This window comes from Perlucidibaca piscinae DSM 21586 (assembly GCF_000420045.1).
GTDB classification, from domain to species: Bacteria; Pseudomonadota; Gammaproteobacteria; order Pseudomonadales; family Moraxellaceae; genus Perlucidibaca; species Perlucidibaca piscinae.
This window is the reverse complement of the sequence record NZ_ATUE01000005.1, coordinates 637,920-659,932: the sequence shown is the minus strand read 5'-3', so window position 1 is coordinate 659,932 and position 22,013 is coordinate 637,920. Positions and strand designations below refer to the sequence as shown.

The following is a 22,013-nucleotide window of genomic DNA, read 5'->3' as shown; positions in this document are numbered from 1 at the left end:
CCCCAGCTCAGACGTGGTTATCGGTGTACGGCATCAGAGCCAGGTAACGAGCCTGCTTGATTGCCAGGGTCAGCTGACGCTGGTAGCGAGCCTTGGTACCGGTGATGCGGCTCGGAACGATCTTGCCGTTCTCGGTGATGAACTGCTTCAGGGTCTCCACATCCTTGTAATCGATGTAGGTGACCTTGTCGGCCGTGAAACGGCAGAACTTGCGACGACGGTAGAAACGCGCCATGGTTTCCTCTCCTTAATCTTGTCTGTCTAGCGTCTGCGCGTGCAGAACCAGCTTGTCACTGTCGCGGTAGCTGGCCGGAGCCAGGAAACCGCTGATCACGATCCGGTCGCCGGGCACCAGGTGCCTGGCCTGTTCGACCAACGCGCCGGCCAGATGCACGGTCAGCGTCACTCGAACTTCTCGCGAAGCGCCTGCTTCCAGCTGCCTGGAACGGTGCGCCACCAGCACATCCTGATGGGCAACCCCGGCGGGGCTGCGTCGCGACGGAAACTGCTTCTCCAGTATTCCGCTCAACCGGAGCGTGTTCTGCTCCACGCGGACGATGTCCGTGAATTATTCAGCGGAAGCCGGAGCGTCCTGACCTTCTTCAGCGCGGGCGGCCTTGCGGGCACGCTTTTCTTCCGCACCCTTGGCAAGGATGGACTCTTCGACGATCGCTTCATCGCGACGGATGATCAGACTGCGGATCACGGCGTCGTTGTAGCGGAATGCTTCTTCCAGCTCGGCGCGCACGCTGTCTGCGCACTCGACGTTGAGCAGGACGTAGTGGGCCTTGTGGACCTTGTTGATCGGGTAGGCCAGCTGACGGCGGCCCCAGTCTTCCAGACGGTGAATGGCACCGCCGGATTCCTTGATCATCCCGGTGTAACGCTCGACCATGGCGGGCACTTGCTCGCTCTGATCGGGGTGCACCAGGAACACGACTTCATAATGACGCATCGGATTGTGCTCCTTACGGATTGAACAGCCCCACCGAGTGCCGGTGGAGCAAGGAGTACGAGCCTTCAGCGGGTCGTTGCCGACCGGCACTGTTCGCTCGCGACCTCGGCCGGAAACGGGTTCCGGGCGAAGGACGCGCGACAATACAGGGATGACGGTGATTTTTCAAGCGAAACCGGTACCGTGCACGCGAGCAGTCCAGGGAGAGGCTGCAAAACACGCCGTGAATACGTCCCTGTAGGCTCGCGCACGCCATCCATGGCGTGCGACGGTTTTGCCGCCTGTCCCTGGACTCCTCGCTGACTGAACCGCCGGCTTCATTGATCGGGAAGATCGATGATCAAGGGCAGATGATCGCTGTACGGCAGCCAGTCATCAGGCGCACCGATGAGCATTGCCGAGTCAGAACTCAGGAAGGACTCGTGCTTTTGAAGATACTTCCAGAGCTGCCCGATGCACTTGAACCTCGGGGAGTTGACCTGCTTGGTCCATGCCGCCAACAAAGCAATCTGTTGATTAATGAGAGAAGGCAGAAAAAGCTGAAGCCCATCGGCATCCAGCGCAACAGATTCGACATGAAGCCCGACCCGGCAAAGACACCCAGCCCGCGATGCGGGTTGTCACCTACCCAAAGGGCATTCCCAGCCCAAGCCTTGTAGCGAGCATGTCGCGTTGTGGCAGGGTTTTCACACTCCTGCACGATACACACATCCGGCTTGAGTGCGTCGAGCAGTTCCAGCTTACGGTTCGCATGGCGATCTGACCTTCACTGAGCTTGCCTGTGCCGGGTTCGGGGGTTTGCTGAAACCGTGCGAGGCATGGATGCCGAGCCGAGCCCCCAGGGACGGGTTCACGGCGTGTTTCAGCGAGCCCCCGAACCCGGCACCTGCCACCAGTGCCTTGAAGCGATCAGCCCTTCCGCTGCCGAACTGCCTCGAACAGCGCCACGCCCGTGGCCACGCTGACGTTCAGGCTCTCGATGCGCCCCGCCATCGGAATGTAGGCCAGATGGTCGCAGTGTTCGGCGGTGAGGCGACGCAGGCCGCTGCCTTCGGCGCCCATGACCACCGCCAGCGGCCCCTTGAGGTCGATGTCGTAGAACGGCTTGGCTCCCTCGCCGAGGCTGGTGCCGACCACCCAGACGCCGGCATCCTTGAGCTGCTTGAGCGTGCGCGCAAGGTTGGTGACCTGGATGAAGGGGATGAGCTCGGCAGCGCCGCAGGCGACCTTGCGTGCCACCGGCGTCAGGCCGGCGGCCTTGTCGCGTGGCGCGATGACCGCATGCACGCCGGCAGCCTCGGCCGTGCGCAGGCAGGCACCGAGGTTGTGCGGGTCGGTGACGGCATCCAGCACGAGCAGGAACGGCGGCTCGCGCAGGTCATCGAGCAGCGCCGCGAGGTCGTTGTCGTCGCCAGGCTGACGCTCTTTGACGCGGGCGCAGACGCCCTGGTGACGACCGCCCTCGGCGAGCTGGTCGAGCTGATCGCGGTCGCGGAAGGCCACGGTCAGACCATGCTGACGCGCCATCTGCACGATGGGATTGAGACGCGCATCCTCGCGCGTGTTGAGCGCCTGCAGCTCGAGCACACGCTCGGGCTCATGCTCGAGCAGCGCCTGCACCGCGTGCAGGCCGTAGACCCATGACATCTTGCCGGACATGTCGGTCTCCGATCAGCGACGACGCGTGCGCGGCTTGCGGCTGCGCGGCTTGCCCTGGTCAGCCGGGGCATCCTGGGCCGCCGGCCGCTCGCCAGCAGCGGGTGCGTCAGCCGGGGCACGACGACCGCGACCACCTGACTTGGCGGCGGACTTGCCGGGAATGTCACCTTCCTTGAGACGATCGCGCAGCGAACGCTTGCCGGTGGCACCGCCGGAGAGTAGCTCGAAGTCCATCTTGCGCTCGTCGAGGTTGACGGCGGCGACCTGGATGCGCACCGGCTCGCCGATGGCGTAGCGACGACCGGTACGCTCACCGACCAGGCGATGGAAGGTGGCGTCGTAGTCGTAGTAGTCATCCTTGAGCTGGCTGATGTGCACCAGACCCTCGACGTAGATCTCGGAGAGCTCGACGAAGAAGCCGAACGGGGTCACCGCGGAGATGACGCCATCGAAGGCTTCGCCGATCTTGTCTTGCATGTACTCGCACTTGAGCCAGGCCATGACGTCGCGGGTGGCTTCGTCGGCACGGCGCTCGGTCATCGAGCAGTGCTCGCCCAGCGCCATCATCTGCACCTGGCCCGGCAGCGGCTCGACCTTCCCGCCGAGCGCGCCCTTGATGCTGCGGCCGATGCGCTGCAGCGCGGTGACTTCGTGATCACCCGCCAGGATGTTGCGGATGGCGCGGTGCAGCAGCAGGTCGGGGTAGCGGCGGATCGGCGAGGTGAAGTGCGAGTAGGCCTCGTAGGCCAGACCGAAGTGGCCCAGGTTGTCGGGCGAATACACCGCCTGCGACAGCGAGCGCAGCAGCATGGTCTGGATGATGTGCCGGTCAGGGCGCTCGGCGATCTGCTGGATCACCGCGAGGAAGTCGGCCGGCTTGGGCTGGGCGCTCACGGTGAAGCGCAGGCCCATGGCCTGCAGCGTGGCGCGCAGCTTGATCAGCTTCTCGTTCTTGGGACCTTCGTGGTTGCGGAACAGCGCCGGCATCTTCGCCTTCAGCACGAAGGCGGCGGACGCCACGTTGGCCGCCAGCATCATCTCCTCGATGAGCATGTGCGCCTGGTTGCGGGTCACCGGCACGATGCGCTCGATCTTGCGATCGGCACCGAACAGGATGCGCGTCTCGCCGCTGTCGAAGTCCAGTGCGCCACGCACTTCACGCACGCTGCGCAGCACCTTGAACAGGTCATAGAGCACGTGCAGCGACTTCTGTACCGCTTCCGGCCAGCGTGTGCCGAGCTCGCGGGCCTCGCGGCTCTCCGGATGCTCGAGGTACTGGCTGACCTGGGTGTAGGTGGTGCGTGCCTGCGAATGCATCACGGCCGGATAGAAGGTGCTGCCGGTCATGCGGCCGGCGGCCGAGAAGGTCATGTCGCAGACCATGCACAGGCGATCGACCTGCGGATTCAGCGAGCACAGGCCGTTGGACAGGATCTCCGGCAGCATGGGCACCACGAAGCCGGGGAAGTACACGGAGTTGCCGCGCGCCTTGGCCTCGGTGTCGAGTGCAGTGCCGGGACGCACGTAGTGCGACACGTCGGCGATTGCCACCACCAGACGGTAGCCGCCGCCCTTGCGCTTCTCGGCGTAGACCGCGTCGTCGAAGTCCTTGGCACCTTCGCCATCGATGGTCATCAAGGGCAGGTCACGGATGTCGACGCGGCCCGGCTCGGTCTTGGCAGCCTCGTCCACCAGCGGCGAGAGACCGGCAATCTCGGCCTCCACGGCCGATGGCCAGGTGTGCGGGATCTCGTAGTTGCGCAGGGCGATGTCGATTTCCATGCCGGGCGCCATGAAGTCGCCCAGCACCTCGACGATGCGTCCGGTGGCGAGACCATGGTGGCTGGGGTAGTCGACGATCTCGATGCTGACGAACTGGTCGGTCTGCGCCGGCACGCCGCCCGGCGCCACCACGATTTCCTGGGTGATGCGCGGGTTGTCCGGCATCACGTAGGCAATGCCGTCCTCTTCGCGGTAGCGGCCGACCAGGTGGGTGTAGCGGCGCTGCTCGACGCGCACCACGATGGCTTCGCGACGCCCCTTGTGGTCATAGCCGCCGATGCGCACGCAGGCGATGTCACCGTCGAAGAGCAGGCGCATCTGGCGCGAGGCCAGGATCAGGTCCTGGCCGCCCTCGTCGGGAATCAGGAAGCCGAAGCCGTCCTTGTGACCCTGCACGCGGCCACGGATCAGTTCCTCGTCATGCAGCGGCTGATAGGCGCCGCGACGGTCCGAGCGCAGCTGGCCGTCACGACTCATGGCGATCAGGCGACGGCGCAGGGCCTCCTCGCGCTCCGGGTCATACAGTCCGAAATGATGCGCCAGCTGGGGATGCGTGAGCGGCTTGGCGAGCTCATCCAGGGTGGCAAGAATCATTTCGCGACTGGGAATGGGGTTCTCGTAACGCTCGGCTTCGCGCTGGGCGTGCGGATCCGCGGAGGGGGAAGGGGTGTGCTGCTTTTGACTCATGCGCCATCTCGACAAATTTTCTGCATTCTACACGGAAGTGTGTTGACAGCCCGTCGTCGGCTCCTTATATTTCGCGCCGCACCTGCCCAGGTGGCGAAATTGGTAGACGCGCTAGTTTCAGGTACTAGTGTCGCAAGACGTGGAGGTTCAAGTCCTCTCCTGGGCACCATACAAGATGCTGTCAGCAGTCAAGACTGCCTGACACGCCTGCGAAAGCCCCGCTCATGCGGGGCTTTTTCGTTTCAGGCCCGCCGCAGCACGCGCATGAGCCCCCGCGTCAGCGCGGCGGGAGCAACCTGGCTGACCGGCCAGAGCAGCCGCATGCGCCAGCTCACCGGTCGGTGCACCCGGGGCTTGCGCACCAGCTGCCAGGCCGCTTCGGCAATGTCCGCCGCGGCCAGATCCACCCCCAGCGTGTCGAACAGTCGCGACGCCCCCAGATTGGCCTGAACCATGCCGGTGTTGACAAACGGCGGCATCAGGTCGGTGACTCGGATGCCATGCGTTTCCCACTCCAGATCCAGGGCCTCGGTGAGGGCGCGCACCGCATGCTTGCTGGCCGAGTAGGAGGCGAAGTCGGGAATGCCGTAGATCGCCGAGGCCGAACTCATGTTGATGACCTGGGCGCCGTCAGTGTCGCGCAGCAGCGGGAAGGCGGCATGCAGGACCTGCATCAGGCCGATGACGTTGATCTGCATGATGCGCGCATGCTCGGCCATGCTGATCTGCTCGAAGGCACCCACCTTGAGGACGCCGGCATTGTTCATCAGCACGTCGAGACGACCGTTGCTGCGCATGCCGAATTCGGCCAGCGCACGCCGCACCGAATCGACATCGGTGACATCCATGCGCAGGGGCCAGCACGACGAACCCAGCTCGCGCGCCAGCGCCGCCAGCGCCTGCGGATCTCGGTCGGCGGCGCCGACCCGCCAGCCCTCGCGGGCAAACCGGCGCGCTGTCGCCAGCCCGATGCCGGCGCCGGCGCCGGTGATGAAAATCGTCTTCATGAACATGTGTCCTGTGCAGGACCGGCTTCGTCGCCATGAGCCGGTCAAGGCATTCCACGCTAGCAGAAAACCCGCTTATAGTGCGGTTTTGCCTGTCGAGGATGCCTCATGTCGGCGCTAGTGCCTGTCAGCGATTCCATCTGGGTGGTTGCTGCGCCCTTCTCCTTTTTCGGCCTGCACATCGGCAGCCGAATGACCGTGATCCGCCTGCGTGACGGCAGCCTGGCCCTGCACTCCCCGGTGGCGGTCGATACCCCGCTGGTGGCCGACATCGACGCCCTCGGCGAGGTTCGCCACATCATCTGCCCGAACAGCTTTCACCACCTCTTCGCTGCCGATGCCGTCACCATCTGGCCGCAGGCCACGCTCTACGGTCCGCGCGCCCTGCAGCGCAAGCGCCGCGACCTGACCTTCCAGGCAACCCTAGGCGAGCCCCTGCCAGCAGCACTGGCCAGCGACTTCGAGGCCGTCAGCATCGCCGGCAGCCTGCTCAATGAAACCGTGCTCTTCCATCGCGACAGCGGCAGCCTGATCGCCGCTGACCTGATCGAGAACTTTCCGTCCTGCGATCATGCGCCGACGCGCTGGTATCTGAAGATCAACGGCGCGCTCGGACAGCCGACCTGGCCACGTGCCATGCGCGCCCTGTACTGGCGACGCGACCTGGCACGCACGAGCATCGAGCGCATCCTGGCCTGGCCAGTCGAACGGGTGATTCTGGCGCATGGCGAGATCATCGAAGGCAACGCCAGGGACGCCCTGCGCCAGGGGCTGGCCTGGCTGCGCTGAACCCGCGCAGGGTCGGCCACAAGGCGTGACCAGGCAGTCGCGATTTGCTACCGTCGGCAGCTGACTTACTGCTGCCCGGAGCCGCCATGACCGCCACCCTCGCCACGCGCGACACCGACATGACCCTGAGCGAGGCGATTCGCCAGCGCCGTTCGGTGCGAGGCTACCTCGCCACGCCAGTCCCCGAGGCCACCCTGCAGGCCGTGTTCGAGCTGGCACAATGGGCACCCTCCAACTGCAACGTGCAGCCGTGGCAGGTCTTTGTCGCCTCCGGCGCCACCCGTGACCAGTTGCGTCAGCGCTTCCTGGACAATGTCGCCCAGGGGCGTGCCATGACACCCGACATGGGCTTCATGCCGGCCCTGGACGGCAGCCACCGTGACCGCCAGGTGGTCTGTGCGCAGGCGCTCTACGGTGCCATGGGCATCGAACGTGGCGACAAGGCCGGTCGCATGGGCGCCACCCTGCGCAATTTCGCGCTTTTCGATGCCCCGCACGTGTGCTTCATCGGCATGGACCGCCGCTTCGGGCTGCCCATGGCGCTCGATGTCGGCATGTATGCCCAGACCCTGATGCTGGCCATGACCGCGCACGGCATTGGCTCCTGCGCGCAGGGCTCGATGGGCTACTACCCGGAGGATGTGCGCGAGGCCTTTGGCATCAGCGACGACATCGCCATCCTGTTCGGCATCTCGTTCGGCTACGAGGATGACAGCGTGGCGGCCAACCGGGCCCGCACGGTGCGCGCCAGCCTGGACGAGTCCGTGGTTTTCCGCCGCTGAGACTCATGCCGCTGAAACTGCCGTTCAACCGGATGCATCCCTGACGCCGGCTCGCTGCTGGTATAACACGCATGGCGCGCGGCAACCTGTGTCACGCGCCAGGCAGAGGATGCAGAGGCATGACGGACCCGGACAACAAGAAGAACACGCGACGCGGCACGCCGCTGAGCACGGCACTCGAAGCCGCTGGCGTGGCCGGCGTGATGGCGCGCGAGCTGCAGGACAAGGTGCAGAAGAAAGTGCAAGAGCTGGCAGACCAGGCCAGCACCGTGGTCGAGGTCTCCGGAGCCGCCGCCCTGCAGCTGGCACGCACCCACCTGCGCAAGAGCACCATCACCCTGCCGCTGCCCTCGCCGCTGCTGAGCGAGCAGATCACCCAGCGCATTCCGCCACGCAGCGGCATAGACCACATGGTGGTCAGCTGCAGCGATGACCTGCTCAGCCTGCAGATCGACGGGCACTATCGACGCCTTGTCTACACGCTCAGCCTCGATTTCGCCGTCACCGGTTGCGAGATCAGCGATGAGCGCAAGGAGCTGCATCTGCAGCAGGTGAACCAGCATTTCGACGTCCAGCTACGGCAGGCCAATTTCGCGGTCAACTGGGTCGCGCGCCAGGCCAGCCAGCGTGCCTTCCAGCTCGCGCATCAGCTGCCGCTGCCGACCCTGTCAAAACACCTGATGCACGACATTCCGGGCATTCAGCCCGATGGTCACCGGCGCTGGCGCATTGATCTCGAGGCTGCCGGCTTCATGTCCATTCTCGAGGACCGGGTCTGGCTGCTGGACAAGCTGCTGACGCCTGACGAGAACATCCGCCTGCCCGGCCTGTCCATCCTGCGCGACAGCACCGACCTGCTGCAGCGCCTGGTCGACCAGCTCTGCGTGCGTCATGTCAGGGTCCAGACCGGACGCCTGGATGTCACCCTGGGGCTGCGTCGCAGTTGATGCCGGACGCTTTATCCATGCCCGGCTCCTGTGTATAAATGCCCCTCAGAACGAGCATGGACAAGGACATGACCTCAGACCGCAAGAAATCGCGCCGGAAGCTGGTTGGCCATACCCTGGAACGCGCGCGGGATGCTGCCGAAAAGGCCTCGTCAACCGCGCGTGACGTGGTGTTCGTGGCCAGCGACACCGCCCGCGAGGTCGCCGGTCTGGCCAGCGAAACCGCGCGGGAAGTCGCCGAGATTGCCAGCGAAACCGCGCGCTCGGCGCTGCAGATGGCCTCCGAGGGGGCCCAGGTGGTGGCACAGCTGGCCGAGGATGGCGCCAAGGTGGCCGCCCAGATCGCCGGAGAGACTGCCAAGGCCGCCGGCCAGATGGCACGTGAAGTGGCGCTGCAGATGGCGCAGGCCTATCTGCGCAAGTCCACTCTCACCCTGATCATGCCGGAGTCTCAGCTCAACAAGTCGCTGCGCTCGCACCTGAAGAACGACCCGCGCATCGACCATATCACCGTGACCTGCGGTGACGACCGCCTCAACATCGCCATCGACGGTCATCACAACCGCCTGATCTATACCGTGGACCTGGATTTCGACGTGCTCGAATGCCGCATCTCGCGTGACGAGCAGTATCTGCGCGTGCGTCAGGTCGGCGAGGATCTCGACGCCCAGTTCCGCCAGACCAACCTGATCGCCAACTGGGCGACGCGGCATCTCGGGCGCGGCCTGTTCTACGTGGCCAATCGCCTGCCCACCCGCTCGCCGGTGAGCCAGCTGCTGGAAAGCACACCGGGGGTGCGCCGCGAAGGGCCGCGCCTGTGGCGTGTCGACCTGCGTCGCACGGCACTGGTCGACTTTCTCAACAACCGCTCATGGATGGTGGACAAGCTCACCGGCCTGTCAGACCTCAGCGTGCTGCCCGGCCTGACCACGCTGCGTGACAGTCAGGACCTGCTGCTGCAGCTGGTCAACCAGTTCGAGATCCGCGACCTGCGCGTGCGCCCAGGTCGCCTCGAGGTGCTGGTCGGCATCAATCCCGGCTGATCACAGGCCGCGCTTGGCCAGCTTCTGCAGACCCTGGCGGATCGGCGTGCCCAGCGCATGCTTCATCAGCGCGGCGGCGCCCGGCACGGCCGAGCCCAGATCGATGGTGTAATCGAGACGCGAGCCGCTGCCATCGGCGGAGAAGCGCATCACGCCCAGGTGATCGTTGAGCGGCCAGCCACCCTTGGTGATGGTGTACTCGATGGTCTTGTTGGCTTCGAGCTTGGTCACCGTCTCTTCCAGCGACACCAGGCCGCCCGGCAGGGTCAGGCGACGCACCGAGCCGACGCCATTGACGCCGTTGACGCCATCACGCACGCGCTTGATCTTGGCCGGAAAGATGACGGAGAGATTCTCGTGGTCGCTCAGATAGGCAAAAAGCCTGTCGACGGAAAAAGGGAAGGTCTGGGTGATCTCGATGCGCTGCTTGGCCATGGTCATCTCTTCTGAAAATAGTTGTGGTCAGATGATGCGTCCGCTCGATGGTAGCCGCGACCGAGGTCACACGGCAAGCGCTCAGGTCAGCACGTAGCGATCCAGCGCTGCCATCACCTGTTCGCGAAGGTCGTCGCGTTCGTTGGCCAGGTGATGCGAGGCTCCCGCCACCATGACCAGTTTCTCGACAAAGGTGTGGCGCTGCACATAGTCGACGTTGAAGCGCCAGTCCACGGTCTCGTCGAGATCGCCCTGCACCACGGTAACCGGAAAGCGGCAGGCCGGGCGCGCCAGCATGGTCTGCGTCCAGCGCAACATGCTGTCGACCCAGTGCATGGGCACATGCTTGATCTGGAAGGGATCGCGATTCCAGAGAAAGTCGATGAATGCCGGATCGCTGCTGCTGCTGCGGAAATGACGAGGCACCTGCTTCAGCACGCGACCGAGCAGGGTGTGGCTGAGAGTGACCTGGCGCCAGCGTGCCACCCGCACCAGGGGAGCCCACAGCTGCACGCGCTGGAAGGCCGGCTTGCGGCCAACCGCGAGTGCCGTGGTGATGTGATCAAGCAGAATGGCGCCACCGGTGCTCTGCCCCACCGCCACCCAGGGTCCGGGCAGGCGCGGCTTCAGCACCGCGAGCAGGTCCTTGAGCACTTCCTGGTAATGAATGAAGTCGGCGATGTCGCCCGAATTGCCGGACGACAGGCCATGGCCGGGAAGGTCATAGGCGACCACGGCATAGCCGCGCTGCAGACCGCGTCGTATGGCATGGGTGAACAGGCCGACATGGTCGAAGTAGCCATGCAGCACCAGCAGGGTGCCGCGCGGCGGCCGGCGCGGCAGCCAGACCTGGGTGGCGATCTGGTAGCCGAAGGCCTCCACGCTGCCGAGGAAATGATCGGCACCGCCTGTCACCTCCCCCGCCAGCCGGTCCAGACCGTACAGGGCGGCGTAGCTGGCCAGCTCTCCGCGCAATGGCGCGCGCACGTCGAGATCGAACGGCGGCAGCGCGCGCCGGGCGCGCTCAACGGAGAAGCCGGCAGCCGTCATGGCTTACTGCACGTGCTGGCGCAGCTCGCCACGAATGTAGCGCTCGGTCATGGCATCCAGCGACAGGGCGCGGATCTTGCTGGCCTGGCCGGCACAGTTGAAGGCCTCGTAGCGGTCGACGCAGACATCGCGCATGGCAACGATGGTGTCCTTGAAGAACTTGCGCGGGTCGAACTCCGACGGGTTCTGCGCCATGTGACGACGGATCGCGCCGGTGGAGGCCAGACGCAGGTCGGTGTCGATGTTGACCTTGCGCACGCCGTGCTTGATCGCTTCCACGATCTGCTCGACCGGCACGCCGTAGGTTTCCTTGATGTCGCCACCGTACTGGTTGATGATCGCCAGCCAGTCCTGCGGCACGCTCGACGACCCGTGCATGACCAGGTGCGTGTTCGGGATGCGCTGGTGAATTTCCTTGATGCGGTCGATGGCCAGGATGTCGCCGGTGGGCGGACGGGTGAACTTGTAGGCGCCGTGCGAGGTGCCGATGGCGATGGCGAGCGCGTCAACGCCGGTATCCTGCACGAAGCGTGCGGCCTCTTCCGGGTCGGTCAGCAGCTGCGAGTGGTCGAGCACGCCTTCTGCGCCGACACCATCCTCTTCACCGGCCATGCCGGTCTCCAGCGAACCCAGGCAGCCGATCTCGCCTTCCACCGAGACGCCGCAGGCATGCGCCATCTCGACCACGCGACGGGTCACGCTGACGTTGTATTCGTAGCTGGTCGGGGTCTTGCCGTCCTCGCCCAGCGAGCCGTCCATCATGACCGAGCTGAAGCCGAGCTGGATCGAGCGCTGGCAGATCGCCGGGCTGGTGCCGTGGTCCTGGTGCATGACCACCGGGATGTGCGGGAACTCCTCGATGGCGGCGAGGATGAGATGGCGCAGGAAGGGGGCACCGGCGTACTTGCGGGCACCGGCCGAGGCCTGCACGATGACCGGGGAATCGGTCTTGGCTGCGGCTTCCATGATGGCGCGCATCTGCTCGAGGTTGTTGACGTTGAAGGCCGGCACGCCGTAGCCGTTTTCGGCGGCGTGATCGAGCAGCTGACGCAGGCTGATGAGAGCCATTTCATTCTCCTGAGGGCCGCTGCCTGCGGCCCGATGAACCAATGGAGCCGCCGGTGGCGGCCCGTCACAAATCGGGTTGCTTACTTCTTCGCGGCGGCTTCGAGCGCGGCCACGGCCGGCAGCACCTTGCCCTCGACGAACTCGAGGAAGGCACCACCACCGGTGGAGATGTAGGACACGCGGTCGGCGACACCGTACTTGTCGATGGCCGCCAAGGTATCACCGCCACCGGCAATGGAGAAGGCATCCGACTCGGCGATGGCCAGGCTCAGGGCCTTGGTGCCCTCGCCGAAGGCATCGACCTCGAAGACGCCGACCGGGCCGTTCCAGAGGATGGTCTTCGCCGCCTTGAGCAGCTCGGCGAACTGCGCGGCGGTCTGCGGGCCGACATCGAGAATCATGTCGTTCGGACCGACGTCGGCCACGGCCTTGACCACCGGCGTGGCGGCCTGCACGAAGGCGAGGAAGTCCTCGATCGGGCCGGTGACCTCGGCAACCACGACGTCGGTCGGCAGCGGCACGCTGACCTTGGCGGCGATGGCCTTGGCAGTGTCGATGAGATCGTGCTCGCACAGCGACTTGCCGACCGGGTAACCGGCAGCGGCGAGGAAGGTGTTGGCGATGCCGCCGCCGACGATGAGCTGGTCGCAGATCGACGACAGCGAGGTCAGCACGTCGAGCTTGGTCGAGACCTTGGAGCCGGCGACGATGGCGGCCATCGGACGCGCCGGGTTGCCCATGGCCTTGCCCAGGGCCTCGAGCTCGGCGGCCAGCAGCGGACCGGCACAGGCGACCTTGGCGAACTGCGCGACGCCATGGGTCGAGCCCTCGGCGCGGTGAGCGGTACCGAAGGCGTCCATCACGAACACGTCACAGAGCGCGGCGTACTTCTGCGTCAGCTCGTCGAGATTCTTCTTCTCGCCCTTGTTGAAGCGCACGTTCTCCAGCAGCACGACCTGACCGGGCTGGACGTCAACGCCGCCGAGATAGTCGGAGATCAGCGGCACGGTCTGGCCAAGTTTGGCGGACAGCCATTCAGCCACCGGCTTCAGGGAGTTCTCTTCGCTGTACTCACCCTCGACCGGACGACCCAGGTGCGAGCAGACCAGCACGGCGGCGCCCTTCTCCAGCGCCAGCTGGATGGTGGGCAGCGAGGCCACGAGGCGGGCATCGGAACGGATCACGCCGTTCTTCACCGGCACGTTGAGGTCTTCGCGGATCAGCACGCGCTTTCCGCGCAGGTCGAGGTCGGTCATCTTGAGGACGTTCATGTCGGTCTCCGTCTAAGCACTGTTCGGTTTCACCTCCCTGCGGGTGGGGTGGGACCTGGCAAAACTCGCCGTGGATAAATCCCTGTAGGCTCGCGCACGCCATCCATGGCGTGCGACGGTTTTGCCAGGCCCCACCCCACCCGCAGGGAGGCAGCGTTCGTTGTTCACCGGCGGAGCGCATGCCCCGCCGTCTTCCGTCCTGTCAGGCGCTGTCACCGCTTGGCGACACGCTGCCTTGCGTTACGCACCGGCCGGGCGTGCGTGAGGCGGAGGGAGTGCTTCGGTAAAACCGTCATGCGCCATGGATGGCGCATGCGAGCCCCCATGGACGGGTTCACGGCGTGTTTTACCGAAGCACTCCCTCCGCCTCATGCACACCTGCCACAGATACGTTCAAGCCGCTTCCGCCAATCGCCCGCACAGATCGAGCAGGCGATTCGCATACCCCCACTCGTTGTCATACCAGGCAAACACCTTGACCTGGTCACCAACCACCTCGGTCTGGGTCAGATCGAGAATCAGCGACTCGGGCCGGTGGTTGAAGTCTGCCGACACCAGCGGCTCGTCATTGATGCTCATCCAGCCGCGACCGGTCGTTGCCGCATAGTCTCGCAGGCCGGCTTCCAGCTCGGCCAGTGCCAGCGGTCGGGCCATCTGCACCGTGAGGTCGATGGCAGCGACATTCAGCGTCGGCACGCGCAGGGAATAGCCGCCGATGCGCTCGGCCAGATGCGGGAAGATGCGGCGTGCCACGCCCAGCGCGCTGGACGTGGTGGGAATCATGTTCTGGGCACCGGCACGGCCCCGGCGCGGGTCGCGATGGACGTGATCGAGCAGGACCTGGTCCGAGGTGTAGGCGTGGATCTCGGTCATCAGCGCGGACGCGATGCCGGTGAGCTGATCGAAGGCCTGCAGCAGCGGGCACAGGGCATGCGAGGTGCAGCTGGCGGCCGAGATGATGCGATGCCGAGGGTCGAGATCCCTGTCATTGACGCCATGCACGAGAATGGCATCGGCATGGTCAAACGGAGCGGCGCCGATGATCACGCGACCGGCACCGGCCTCCAGATGGCGCGAGGCCTGGGCGTGGGCACGAAAGTGGCCGGTGCATTCGAGCACCACGTCAATCGCCAGGTGACGCCAGGGCAGACGCTCCGGCTGCGGTTCGCGGCAGAGCGAAATGCGCTGCTCGCCGACACGCAACACCGTGCCGTCACTGTCCGCATCCAGCCGGATGTCACCGGGAAAGCGGCCGTGCGTGGTGTCGTAGCGCAGCAGATGCACCAGCGCCTCGGGTTCGCCGAGGTCATTGATGGCGACGATCTGCAGCGGATAGCGCTCACCCGCCTCGATGAAGGCACGCAGGACATGGCGACCGATGCGGCCGAAGCCGTTTATCGCTACCCGCAGAGGTGGCCGCATGGTCATCTCCGAGGCCCCCTGACGCCGCTCCGGGACCGGCTCAGGCCAGCCCCTGCACGGCCGCGACCACCGCCTCGGCGGTGATGCCGAAGTGCGTGTAGAGCGCGCCCGCTGGGGCAGACTCACCGTAGGTGGTCATGCCGATCACGGCACCATCGAGACCGGTAAAGCGGTACCAGTAATCAGTGATGGAGGCCTCGACGGCGACGCGCTTGCGCACGGCCGACGGCAGCACCTGCTCGCGGTAGGCGGCATCCTGCTTGAGGAAGGTGTCGGGCGACGGCATCGACACCACGCGCACGCCCAAGCCGCTGGCGGCGAGCTGGTCGGCGGCAGCCTGGGCCACGCTGATCTCGGAGCCGGCGGAAATGAGGATGACATCGACCTTGGCGGCATCACGCAGCACGTAGCCGCCACGCGCGATGTCGGCGATCTGCTGTGCCGTGCGGGTCTGGTGCGGCAGGTTCTGGCGCGAGAACACCAGCGCAGTCGGACCGTCCTTGCGCAGCAGGGCTTCACGCCAGGCGACGGCGGACTCAACCGTGTCGGCCGGGCGCCAGGACGCCAGGTTGGGGGTCTGGCGCAGGCTGGCGAGCTGCTCGACCGGCTGGTGGGTCGGGCCGTCTTCGCCGAGGCCGATGGAGTCGTGGGTGTAGACGTGGATGACGCGCTGCTTCATGAGCGCGGCCATGCGCACGGCATTGCGGGCATATTCCATGAACATCAGGAAGGTCGCGCCATAGGGCACGAAACCGCCATGCAGGGCGACACCGTTCATGATCGCGCTCATGCCGAACTCGCGCACGCCGTAGAACACGTAGTTGCCGTCAGCATGGTCCTGGACGCCGTGGCAGCCCTTCCACAGGGTCAGGTTGGAGCCGGCGAGGTCGGCGGAACCGCCGAGCAGTTCGGGCAGCAGCGGGCCGAAGGCGTTCAGGGTGTTCTGCGAGGCCTTGCGCGAGGCGATGGTTTCGGCCTTGGCGTCGCAGGCAGCGATCCACGCATCCGCGTTGGCGCTGAAGTCGGCGGGCAGGTCACCGGCGAGACGACGCTGCAGCTCGGCTGCCAGCTCCGGATGGGCCTTGGCATAGGCTTGCCAGAGGCCGTCCCAGTTCAGCTCCAGGGCTTCGCCCTTGGCGCGGCCGTCCCAGGCGTCGTAGATCTCCTGCGGGATCTCGAACGGGCCGTGCGGCCAGCCCAGGGCCTCGCGAGTGAGCGCGATCTCGGCGTCGCCCAGCGGGGCGCCGTGGCAGTCTTCCTTGCCCTGCTTGTTGGGCGAGCCGGCGCCGATCACGGTCTTGCAGATGATCAGGGTCGGGCGCGCGCCGTCGGCCTGGGCCTCCAGCGTGGCGGTGCGGATGGCATCGCTGTCGTGACCGTCGATGGGGCCGATGACCTGCCAGCCGTAGGACTGGAAGCGCTGCACGGTGTCGTCGGTGAACCAGCCTTCGACTTCGCCGTCGATGGAGATGCCGTTGTCGTCGTAGTAGGCGATGAGCTTGCCCAGGCCCAGCGTGCCGGCCAGCGAGCAGACCTCGTGCGAGATGCCTTCCATCAGGCAGCCGTCACCAAGGAAGCAGTAGGTGAAGTGATCGACCACCGGGAAGCCGTCACGGTTGAACTGGGCAGCGAGGGTCTTTTCGGCGAGCGCCATGCCGATGGCATTGGCAATGCCCTGGCCGAGCGGGCCGGTGGTGGTCTCGACGCCCGGCGCGTAACCGTATTCCGGGTGACCGGGGGTCTTGCTGTGGAGCTGGCGGAAGGCCTTGAGATCATCCAGCGAGAGCTCGTAGCCGCTCAGGTGCAGCAAGGCGTATTGCAGCATGGAGCCGTGTCCGTTGGAGAGCACGAAGCGGTCGCGGTTGGCCCAGGCCGGGTTGCGCGGATTGAAGCGCAGGAACTGGCGCCACAGCACCTCGGCAATGTCGGCCATGCCCATGGGTGCGCCGGGGTGCCCCGAGTTGGCCTTCTGCACGGCATCCATGGCAAGCGCGCGGATGGCATTGGCGTAGTGGCGTTGGTTCAGGGGCTGCGCAGGCATGCAGGGGCTCCAGTGGGAAAACGGCCAACCGGCGGCGTGAGCGCCGGCAAAGGCGTAATTTTCACCGATTCCGGCGATCGGGGGCAAACAAAACCCGTTCCGGCAACACGGCGGCGCCCGAAAACTCCATCAACACTTTTCTATATTCATAACTTTTGATATTTGCTACAGTGCGTGGATGAACAGTCAGCAGCCCGCCAGTCGCACCCTCGAACACCTTGCCGCCCTGACCTGGGCAGCAGGTGACAGCCTGCGCCTGGGCGTGCTGCGTGCACTGGCGCGCGACTCCTTCGGCGTGCTCGAGCTGTGCCAGCTGTTCGACATCAAGCAACCGTCAATGAGCCACCATCTGAAAATCCTGTCCGAAGCAGGACTGGTGGCGCACCGGCGCGAGGGCACCAACCTTTATTACCGCCGCGCGGTCGCGGACAGCCCGCTGCTGGCCGAGCTGTTCGCCGCCATCGACGACACCGCCACTGACCCGCAGCTGCGTGAGCGGCTGGAGATCGTGCAGGCCGCTCGCGCCGAGGCCAGTCGCCGCTTCTTTGCCGAACACAGCCAGAGCTACCGCCAGCACCAGGATCTGATCGCCCGCCTCGCCGACTACGGCCCGCGCGTGCTCGAACGCCTGAGCCAGCTGGCACCCGCGCAGGTGATTCTCGAGATCGGGCCGGGTGACGGCGAATTGCTGGTCGACTTCGCCCGTCTGGCACCCACCGTGATCGCACTCGACATCAGTGCCGAGATGCTGGCCAAGGCGCGCCAGCGCAGCGAGGCCGGCGGTGTCGGCAGTGTCCGCTTCGTCACCGGCGACACCGCTGACGCGCGCAGCCTGGGCCTGCCCGCTGCCGATGCCGTGGTGATGAACATGGTGCTGCACCATACCCCGCGCCCGGAGGCCGTGATCGCCGATGTCGCAGCCCTGCTCGCACCCGGCGGCAGCTTTCTGCTCACCGAGCTCTGCGAACACAGCCAGGGCGAGAAGGCACGCGAGATCTGTGGTGACGTCTGGCCGGGCTTCGCCCCCGACCAGCTGACCGACTGGGCTGCGCGTGCCGGCCTGGTTTCCGTCCGCGAAGAGTATCTGGCGCAGCGCAACGGCTTCCGGCTGCAGCTGCGTGAATTCCAGCGCCCGGCTGGCGCCACTCCGACCACACCCGACTTCTTATTGCTGACTGACAGGACCGACCCATGAGCGAATACAGCATCTTCACTTCCGAATCCGTGTCGGAAGGCCACCCGGACAAGATTGCCGACCAGATCTCCGATGCCGTTCTCGACGCCATCATCACCCAGGACAAGCATGCCCGCGTGGCCTGCGAGACGCTGGTGAAGACCGGCGTCGCCATCGTCGCCGGCGAAGTCACCACCAGCGCCTGGGTCGATCTCGAGGACCTGGTGCGCGGCGTCATCAACGACATCGGCTACACCAGCTCCAGCGTCGGCTTCGACGGCGCCACCTGCGGCATCATCAACATCATCGGCAAGCAGTCGCCGGACATCGCCCAGGGCGTTGACCGCAGCAAGCCGGAAGACCAGGGTGCCGGCGACCAGGGCCTGATGTTCGGCTACGCCAGCAACGAGACCGACGTGCTGATGCCGGCCCCGATCACCTACTCGCACCGCCTCGTCGAGCGCCAGGCCGAGGCCCGCAAGTCGGGCCTGCTGCCCTGGCTGCGTCCGGATGCCAAGTCGCAGGTCACCTTCCGCTACGAGAACGGCAAGCCGGTAGCCGTGGATGCCGTGGTGCTGTCAACCCAGCACAACCCGGAAGTCAGCCTGGCCGACCTGCGCGAAGGCGTCATGGAACTGATCATCAAGCAGGTGCTGCCGGCTGAATGGCTGCACAGCGGCACCCAGTTCCACATCAACCCGACCGGCAACTTCGTCATCGGCGGTCCGGTCGGCGACTGCGGCCTGACCGGCCGCAAGATCATCGTCGACAGCTACGGCGGCATGGCCCGTCACGGCGGCGGCGCCTTCTCCGGCAAAGACCCGTCCAAGGTTGACCGCTCGGCGGCCTACGCCGGCCGCTACGTGGCCAAGAACATCGTCGCCGCCGGCCTCGCCGACCGCTGCGAGATCCAGGTCTCCTACGCCATCGGCGTGGCGCAGCCGACCTCGGTGTCGATCAACACCTTCGGCACCGGCAAGATCAGCGACGAGCGCATCATCCAGCTCGTGCGCGAGGTCTTCGACCTGCGCCCGTACGCGATCACGAAGATGCTCGATCTGCTCCACCCGATGTACCGCAAGACCGCGGCCTACGGCCATTTCGGCCGCACCCCGGAAACGCTGTCGGTGAAGAACCCGCTCACCGGCGAGGTCGACACCTTCACCAGCTTCACCTGGGAGCGTACCGACAAGGCTGCCGACCTGCGTGCCGCCGCCGGCCTCTGAGCCGGCTCAGCTCGCGCGCCAGCGTCGCAGCCGGCGCAGGTGACCGATCGCCTGCGCCAGCTGCTGGCGCGTGTTGATGCCCTGCTCAGCCAGCCTGGGCAGGGCCTTCAGCAGCAGAAGTGCAGTCGCGCGGGCATCCTCCAGCGCGTGATGACGTTCGTCGACACGCACCTGCAAGGCCGTCAGCCAGTCATCGAGCGTTTTCGAACGTGGCGCCAGATCGGGCCAGGCCAGCGTCAGCACATCGCCAACCTCCCACCAGCGCCACGGCAGCTCGGGATAGCCTGCACGCAGCAGCGCCGAGCGCAGAAAGCTGCGGTCATGACCATGATGGAAGGCAAGCACCGGCGCATCGCCGACAAAGCGCGCCAGTGTCTCCAGCCCCTCCGTCACCGGCATGCCGCCAGCCAGCAGGCCCGGCGTGAGCCGGTGAATCAGCACATTCCCGGCAGGCAGTGCCGCATCCTGATGATCGAGCGTGGCATACCACTGCTGCGCCAGCGGCAGAGAGGCCTGGGACAGCGTCACCGCAGCGAGTGACAGCAGGCGGTCACGGGCAGGCTGCAGGCCCGAGGTTTCGGTATCGAGGATCACCCAGCGATCGCTCAGCAGCGCACGATCATCGAGTGCAGCGCGCACTGGCCACCACGCCGGCAACGGCCGGTACAGGGGGCGCAGCCAGTCGAACAGGCTCATGCCCCTGCCCGTGCAGCGCACCACCGCGCCGGGTCGCGCCAGGTCACAGGCCGGCCCTCAGGGCGACGTCCTGCTGCAGGCGTTCGACCTGACGCAGGCACTCGCGCAGGATGCGCCGGTCCAGCGGATTGAGCCGGTCCGGATCGATACGGTTGCTGAGCGGTTCACCGGCACGACGCTGCTCCTGATGATGCTGCAGCCGCAGCAGCTGCAGGTGCTGAAAGGACTCGATCCAGGCCTCGGCGTCGACATCGCGCAGGGCCCCGGCGTCAGCCAGCTGCTGCAGACGGGCCTGTGTCGATACGGCGCGGATGCCGTAACGCAGGGCCAGCACGCGGGCGGCATCGACCAGAGGCGCGAGGCCGTCAAGCTTGATGTCCAGGGTGTGCGGATGCTCGCCACCCTTGCTCAGGCGGAAGTCGCGCAGACGCCCCAGCGGGGGCCGGCGGCGCAAGGCCTGCTCGCTGAGCAGGCGCAGGAACAGGTCGCTGCCACCGGCCCAGTCAAGCAGGTCCTCGCGCAGGCGCTCGATGGCATCGCCGTCGCCCTGCACGGCACGCAGATCGAAGAAGATCACGGCGTCGAGCAGTGCCGTCGGCGTCGGGTTGCGGATCAGGTCGAAGAAACGCTGCCGCCACTCGGCGGCACTCAGGCAGCATGCCGGCTGCCCGGCCATGATGCCGCCAGCGCACCAGCTCAGCCCCAGCGTGTCCAGGGCCTCGTTGACCGCTGTCGCCCAGGGCAGAAGACGCTCGCGCAGAGCCTCTGCCTGGCCCGGCGCCGCCACGAACCAGAGACCGTTGTCCTGGTCGGTGTGCAGGGTCTGCTCTTCGCGCGCCTCGCTGCCGAAGCACAGCCAGGTCACCGGGACCGGGGGTTCGCCATGCGCCTGGCTGACCAGGGTCATGACGCGCTGCACCAGCTGGTCACTCAGGCGCGCCACCAGCTGGGTGATCTGGGTGGCGGAGGCACCACGCGCCAGCAGCTGATCGACCAGCTGCGCGAGTGCGGCACGCGAGGACTGCAGGGCCGCCACGGAACCGGCCTGGCGAATGCCGCGTGCCAGCGTCACCAGGTTGAGACGCTGCAGCTGGAACAGGTCGCGCTCGGACAGTACGCCGGCAAGCCGGCCATGCTGGCAGACCACGACATGGGTGATGCCGTGCTCGGCCATCACCAGCGCAGCCTGGAACACCGGCATGTCATGGGCGACGCTGACCGGCGCCGGCGTCATCCATTCCGCTACCGGCCGCTGCGGCTGCCAGCCCTCGCGCGCCAGTCGCCGGCGCAGATCACGCAGCGTGAAGATGCCCAGCGGTCGCTGCCCGGCATCGACGATGACGATGCTGCTGACCTGCTCATGGTCGAGACGCTGCATGACCTCGGCCATGACGGTCTCCGGGACGACATGCACGGGCTGGCGCGAGAGCAGGCTGCCGACCGGCTGCGCCATGGAAAAATCGCTGCCCAGCTGGCCAGCCACACGCTGCTGCATCTGCCGGTTGACCTCGGCCAGGAGGCCGCTGACACCACCCAGGGCGAACTCGCGGAACGGCTCGGACTCCTGCACCAGACGGGCGAAGTCATCCCGCGTCCAGACCAGGCAGAAGCAGTCCTCGGCGGCCACGTGCTCGGTGCGGGTGGCGCGCTCGCCAACCAGGGCGGCGAGCGGGAAGCACTCGCCGACACCGATCTCGAAGCGGGTCTGGGTCAGGCCCTGATCGCGACGAAGGCCCTGCACCCGCCCCTGCTGGACCACGAAGAACTGCTGTACCGGTCCGCCCTCGGGGCTGAGCAGGGTGCTGCCAGCCGGGTAATAGACCAGACGCCCCTGGCGCAGCAGGAAGTTCAGTTCGGCATCCGGCAGGCGGTCGAAGGGCGGGTGCTCGCGCAGGAAACGACGCAGGCTGTCACCATGCTCGTGCATGGCGGCAGCTTCAGGGTGAGGAGGGGTATCCGGGGGCGGCATCACAGGCCTC

Annotated in this window: 20 protein-coding genes and 1 tRNA gene; 7 read left to right on the top strand and 14 right to left on the bottom strand. The window is 66.2% G+C overall.

The window, feature by feature from the left end; all coding sequences use genetic code 11:
* Positions 1 to 7: 7 nt before the first annotated feature.
* The 5 genes from rpsR to rnr form a co-directional block, all read right to left on the bottom strand.
* Positions 8 to 235, bottom strand: a complete 228-nt coding sequence (rpsR, locus tag F595_RS0103265) for a 30S ribosomal protein S18 (RefSeq protein WP_022955442.1) — start codon at positions 233 to 235, stop codon at positions 8 to 10.
* 12 nt (positions 236 to 247) lie between these two features.
* Positions 248 to 550 (bottom strand): primosomal replication protein N, encoded by a 303-nt coding sequence (gene priB, locus F595_RS14405; protein WP_169446938.1) that lies wholly within the window; start codon positions 548 to 550, stop codon positions 248 to 250.
* Between the two features lie 18 nt (positions 551 to 568).
* A complete protein-coding gene (rpsF, locus tag F595_RS0103255) occupies positions 569 to 955 on the bottom strand; it encodes a 30S ribosomal protein S6 (protein ID WP_022955440.1) in 387 nt (128 codons plus the stop codon).
* A gap of 909 nt (positions 956 to 1,864) precedes the next feature.
* Positions 1,865 to 2,614, bottom strand: a complete 750-nt coding sequence (gene rlmB, locus F595_RS0103240) for a 23S rRNA (guanosine(2251)-2'-O)-methyltransferase RlmB (RefSeq protein WP_022955437.1) — start codon at positions 2,612 to 2,614, stop codon at positions 1,865 to 1,867.
* Positions 2,615 to 2,626: 12 nt separating this feature from the next.
* Positions 2,627 to 5,083 (bottom strand): ribonuclease R, encoded by a 2,457-nt coding sequence (gene rnr / locus F595_RS12515; RefSeq protein WP_022955436.1) that lies wholly within the window; start codon positions 5,081 to 5,083, stop codon positions 2,627 to 2,629.
* 84 nt (positions 5,084 to 5,167) lie between these two features.
* On the opposite strand from rnr, the gene F595_RS0103230 reads away from it, so the two are divergent.
* Positions 5,168 to 5,252: transfer RNA gene (locus tag F595_RS0103230), tRNA-Leu, on the top strand.
* Between the two features lie 73 nt (positions 5,253 to 5,325).
* Here the strand turns inward: F595_RS0103230 and F595_RS0103225 are convergent.
* On the bottom strand, positions 5,326 to 6,090 hold the full coding sequence (locus F595_RS0103225; RefSeq protein WP_026913180.1) for an SDR family oxidoreductase: 765 nt from the start codon (positions 6,088 to 6,090) through the stop codon (positions 5,326 to 5,328).
* Positions 6,091 to 6,198: 108 nt separating this feature from the next.
* Here F595_RS0103225 and F595_RS0103220 point away from each other — a divergent pair, with 108 nt between their 5' ends.
* The 4 genes from F595_RS0103220 to F595_RS0103205 all read left to right on the top strand — a co-directional run bounded on the left by F595_RS0103220 (position 6,199) and on the right by F595_RS0103205 (position 9,651).
* Positions 6,199 to 6,879, top strand: a complete 681-nt coding sequence (locus F595_RS0103220) for a DUF4336 domain-containing protein (protein ID WP_022955434.1) — start codon at positions 6,199 to 6,201, stop codon at positions 6,877 to 6,879.
* A gap of 86 nt (positions 6,880 to 6,965) precedes the next feature.
* Complete coding sequence (locus F595_RS0103215) at positions 6,966 to 7,661, top strand: nitroreductase (RefSeq protein ID WP_022955433.1); 696 nt, start codon at positions 6,966 to 6,968, stop codon at positions 7,659 to 7,661.
* A 119-nt stretch (positions 7,662 to 7,780) separates the two neighbouring features.
* Complete coding sequence (locus F595_RS12510; protein WP_022955432.1) at positions 7,781 to 8,608, top strand: hypothetical protein; 828 nt, start codon at positions 7,781 to 7,783, stop codon at positions 8,606 to 8,608.
* Positions 8,609 to 8,676: 68 nt separating this feature from the next.
* The gene (locus tag F595_RS0103205) at positions 8,677 to 9,651 is read left to right on the top strand and encodes a hypothetical protein (protein ID WP_156873778.1); all 975 of its coding nucleotides are present in this window, start codon (positions 8,677 to 8,679) and stop codon (positions 9,649 to 9,651) included.
* Here the strand turns inward: F595_RS0103205 and F595_RS0103200 are convergent, their stop codons facing one another.
* The 6 genes from F595_RS0103200 to tkt form a co-directional block, all read right to left on the bottom strand.
* Positions 9,652 to 10,086: an SRPBCC family protein gene (locus F595_RS0103200; protein ID WP_026913177.1), complete on the bottom strand. Its 435-nt coding sequence runs from the start codon at positions 10,084 to 10,086 to the stop codon at positions 9,652 to 9,654.
* Positions 10,087 to 10,167: 81 nt separating this feature from the next.
* The gene (locus F595_RS0103195) at positions 10,168 to 11,136 is read right to left on the bottom strand and encodes an alpha/beta hydrolase (protein WP_022955429.1); all 969 of its coding nucleotides are present in this window, start codon (positions 11,134 to 11,136) and stop codon (positions 10,168 to 10,170) included.
* A 3-nt stretch (positions 11,137 to 11,139) separates the two neighbouring features.
* A complete protein-coding gene (gene fba / locus F595_RS0103190) occupies positions 11,140 to 12,204 on the bottom strand; it encodes a class II fructose-bisphosphate aldolase (RefSeq protein WP_022955428.1) in 1,065 nt (354 codons plus the stop codon).
* A gap of 80 nt (positions 12,205 to 12,284) precedes the next feature.
* Positions 12,285 to 13,475 (bottom strand): phosphoglycerate kinase, encoded by a 1,191-nt coding sequence (locus F595_RS0103185; RefSeq protein ID WP_022955427.1) that lies wholly within the window; start codon positions 13,473 to 13,475, stop codon positions 12,285 to 12,287.
* A 393-nt stretch (positions 13,476 to 13,868) separates the two neighbouring features.
* Complete coding sequence (locus tag F595_RS0103180; protein ID WP_040568066.1) at positions 13,869 to 14,897, bottom strand: type I glyceraldehyde-3-phosphate dehydrogenase; 1,029 nt, start codon at positions 14,895 to 14,897, stop codon at positions 13,869 to 13,871.
* Between the two features lie 40 nt (positions 14,898 to 14,937).
* On the bottom strand, positions 14,938 to 16,938 hold the full coding sequence (gene tkt, locus F595_RS0103175) for a transketolase (RefSeq protein WP_022955425.1): 2,001 nt from the start codon (positions 16,936 to 16,938) through the stop codon (positions 14,938 to 14,940).
* A 178-nt stretch (positions 16,939 to 17,116) separates the two neighbouring features.
* Here tkt and F595_RS12505 point away from each other — a divergent pair, with 178 nt between their 5' ends.
* A complete protein-coding gene (locus F595_RS12505; RefSeq protein ID WP_022955424.1) occupies positions 17,117 to 18,133 on the top strand; it encodes an ArsR/SmtB family transcription factor in 1,017 nt (338 codons plus the stop codon).
* Positions 18,130 to 19,338: a methionine adenosyltransferase gene (gene metK, locus F595_RS0103165; RefSeq protein ID WP_022955423.1), complete on the top strand. Its 1,209-nt coding sequence runs from the start codon at positions 18,130 to 18,132 to the stop codon at positions 19,336 to 19,338. Before F595_RS12505 ends, metK begins: the two co-directional genes overlap by 4 nt.
* A gap of 6 nt (positions 19,339 to 19,344) precedes the next feature.
* On the opposite strand, the gene F595_RS12500 is transcribed toward metK, so the two are convergent.
* Together F595_RS12500 and F595_RS12495 are read right to left on the bottom strand one after the other, a co-directional pair.
* Positions 19,345 to 20,034: a 3'-5' exonuclease gene (locus F595_RS12500; RefSeq protein ID WP_022955422.1), complete on the bottom strand. Its 690-nt coding sequence runs from the start codon at positions 20,032 to 20,034 to the stop codon at positions 19,345 to 19,347.
* A 43-nt stretch (positions 20,035 to 20,077) separates the two neighbouring features.
* On the bottom strand, positions 20,078 to 22,003 hold the full coding sequence (locus F595_RS12495; RefSeq protein ID WP_169446936.1) for a putative nucleotidyltransferase substrate binding domain-containing protein: 1,926 nt from the start codon (positions 22,001 to 22,003) through the stop codon (positions 20,078 to 20,080).
* Between the last annotated feature and the right edge of the window lie 10 nt (positions 22,004 to 22,013).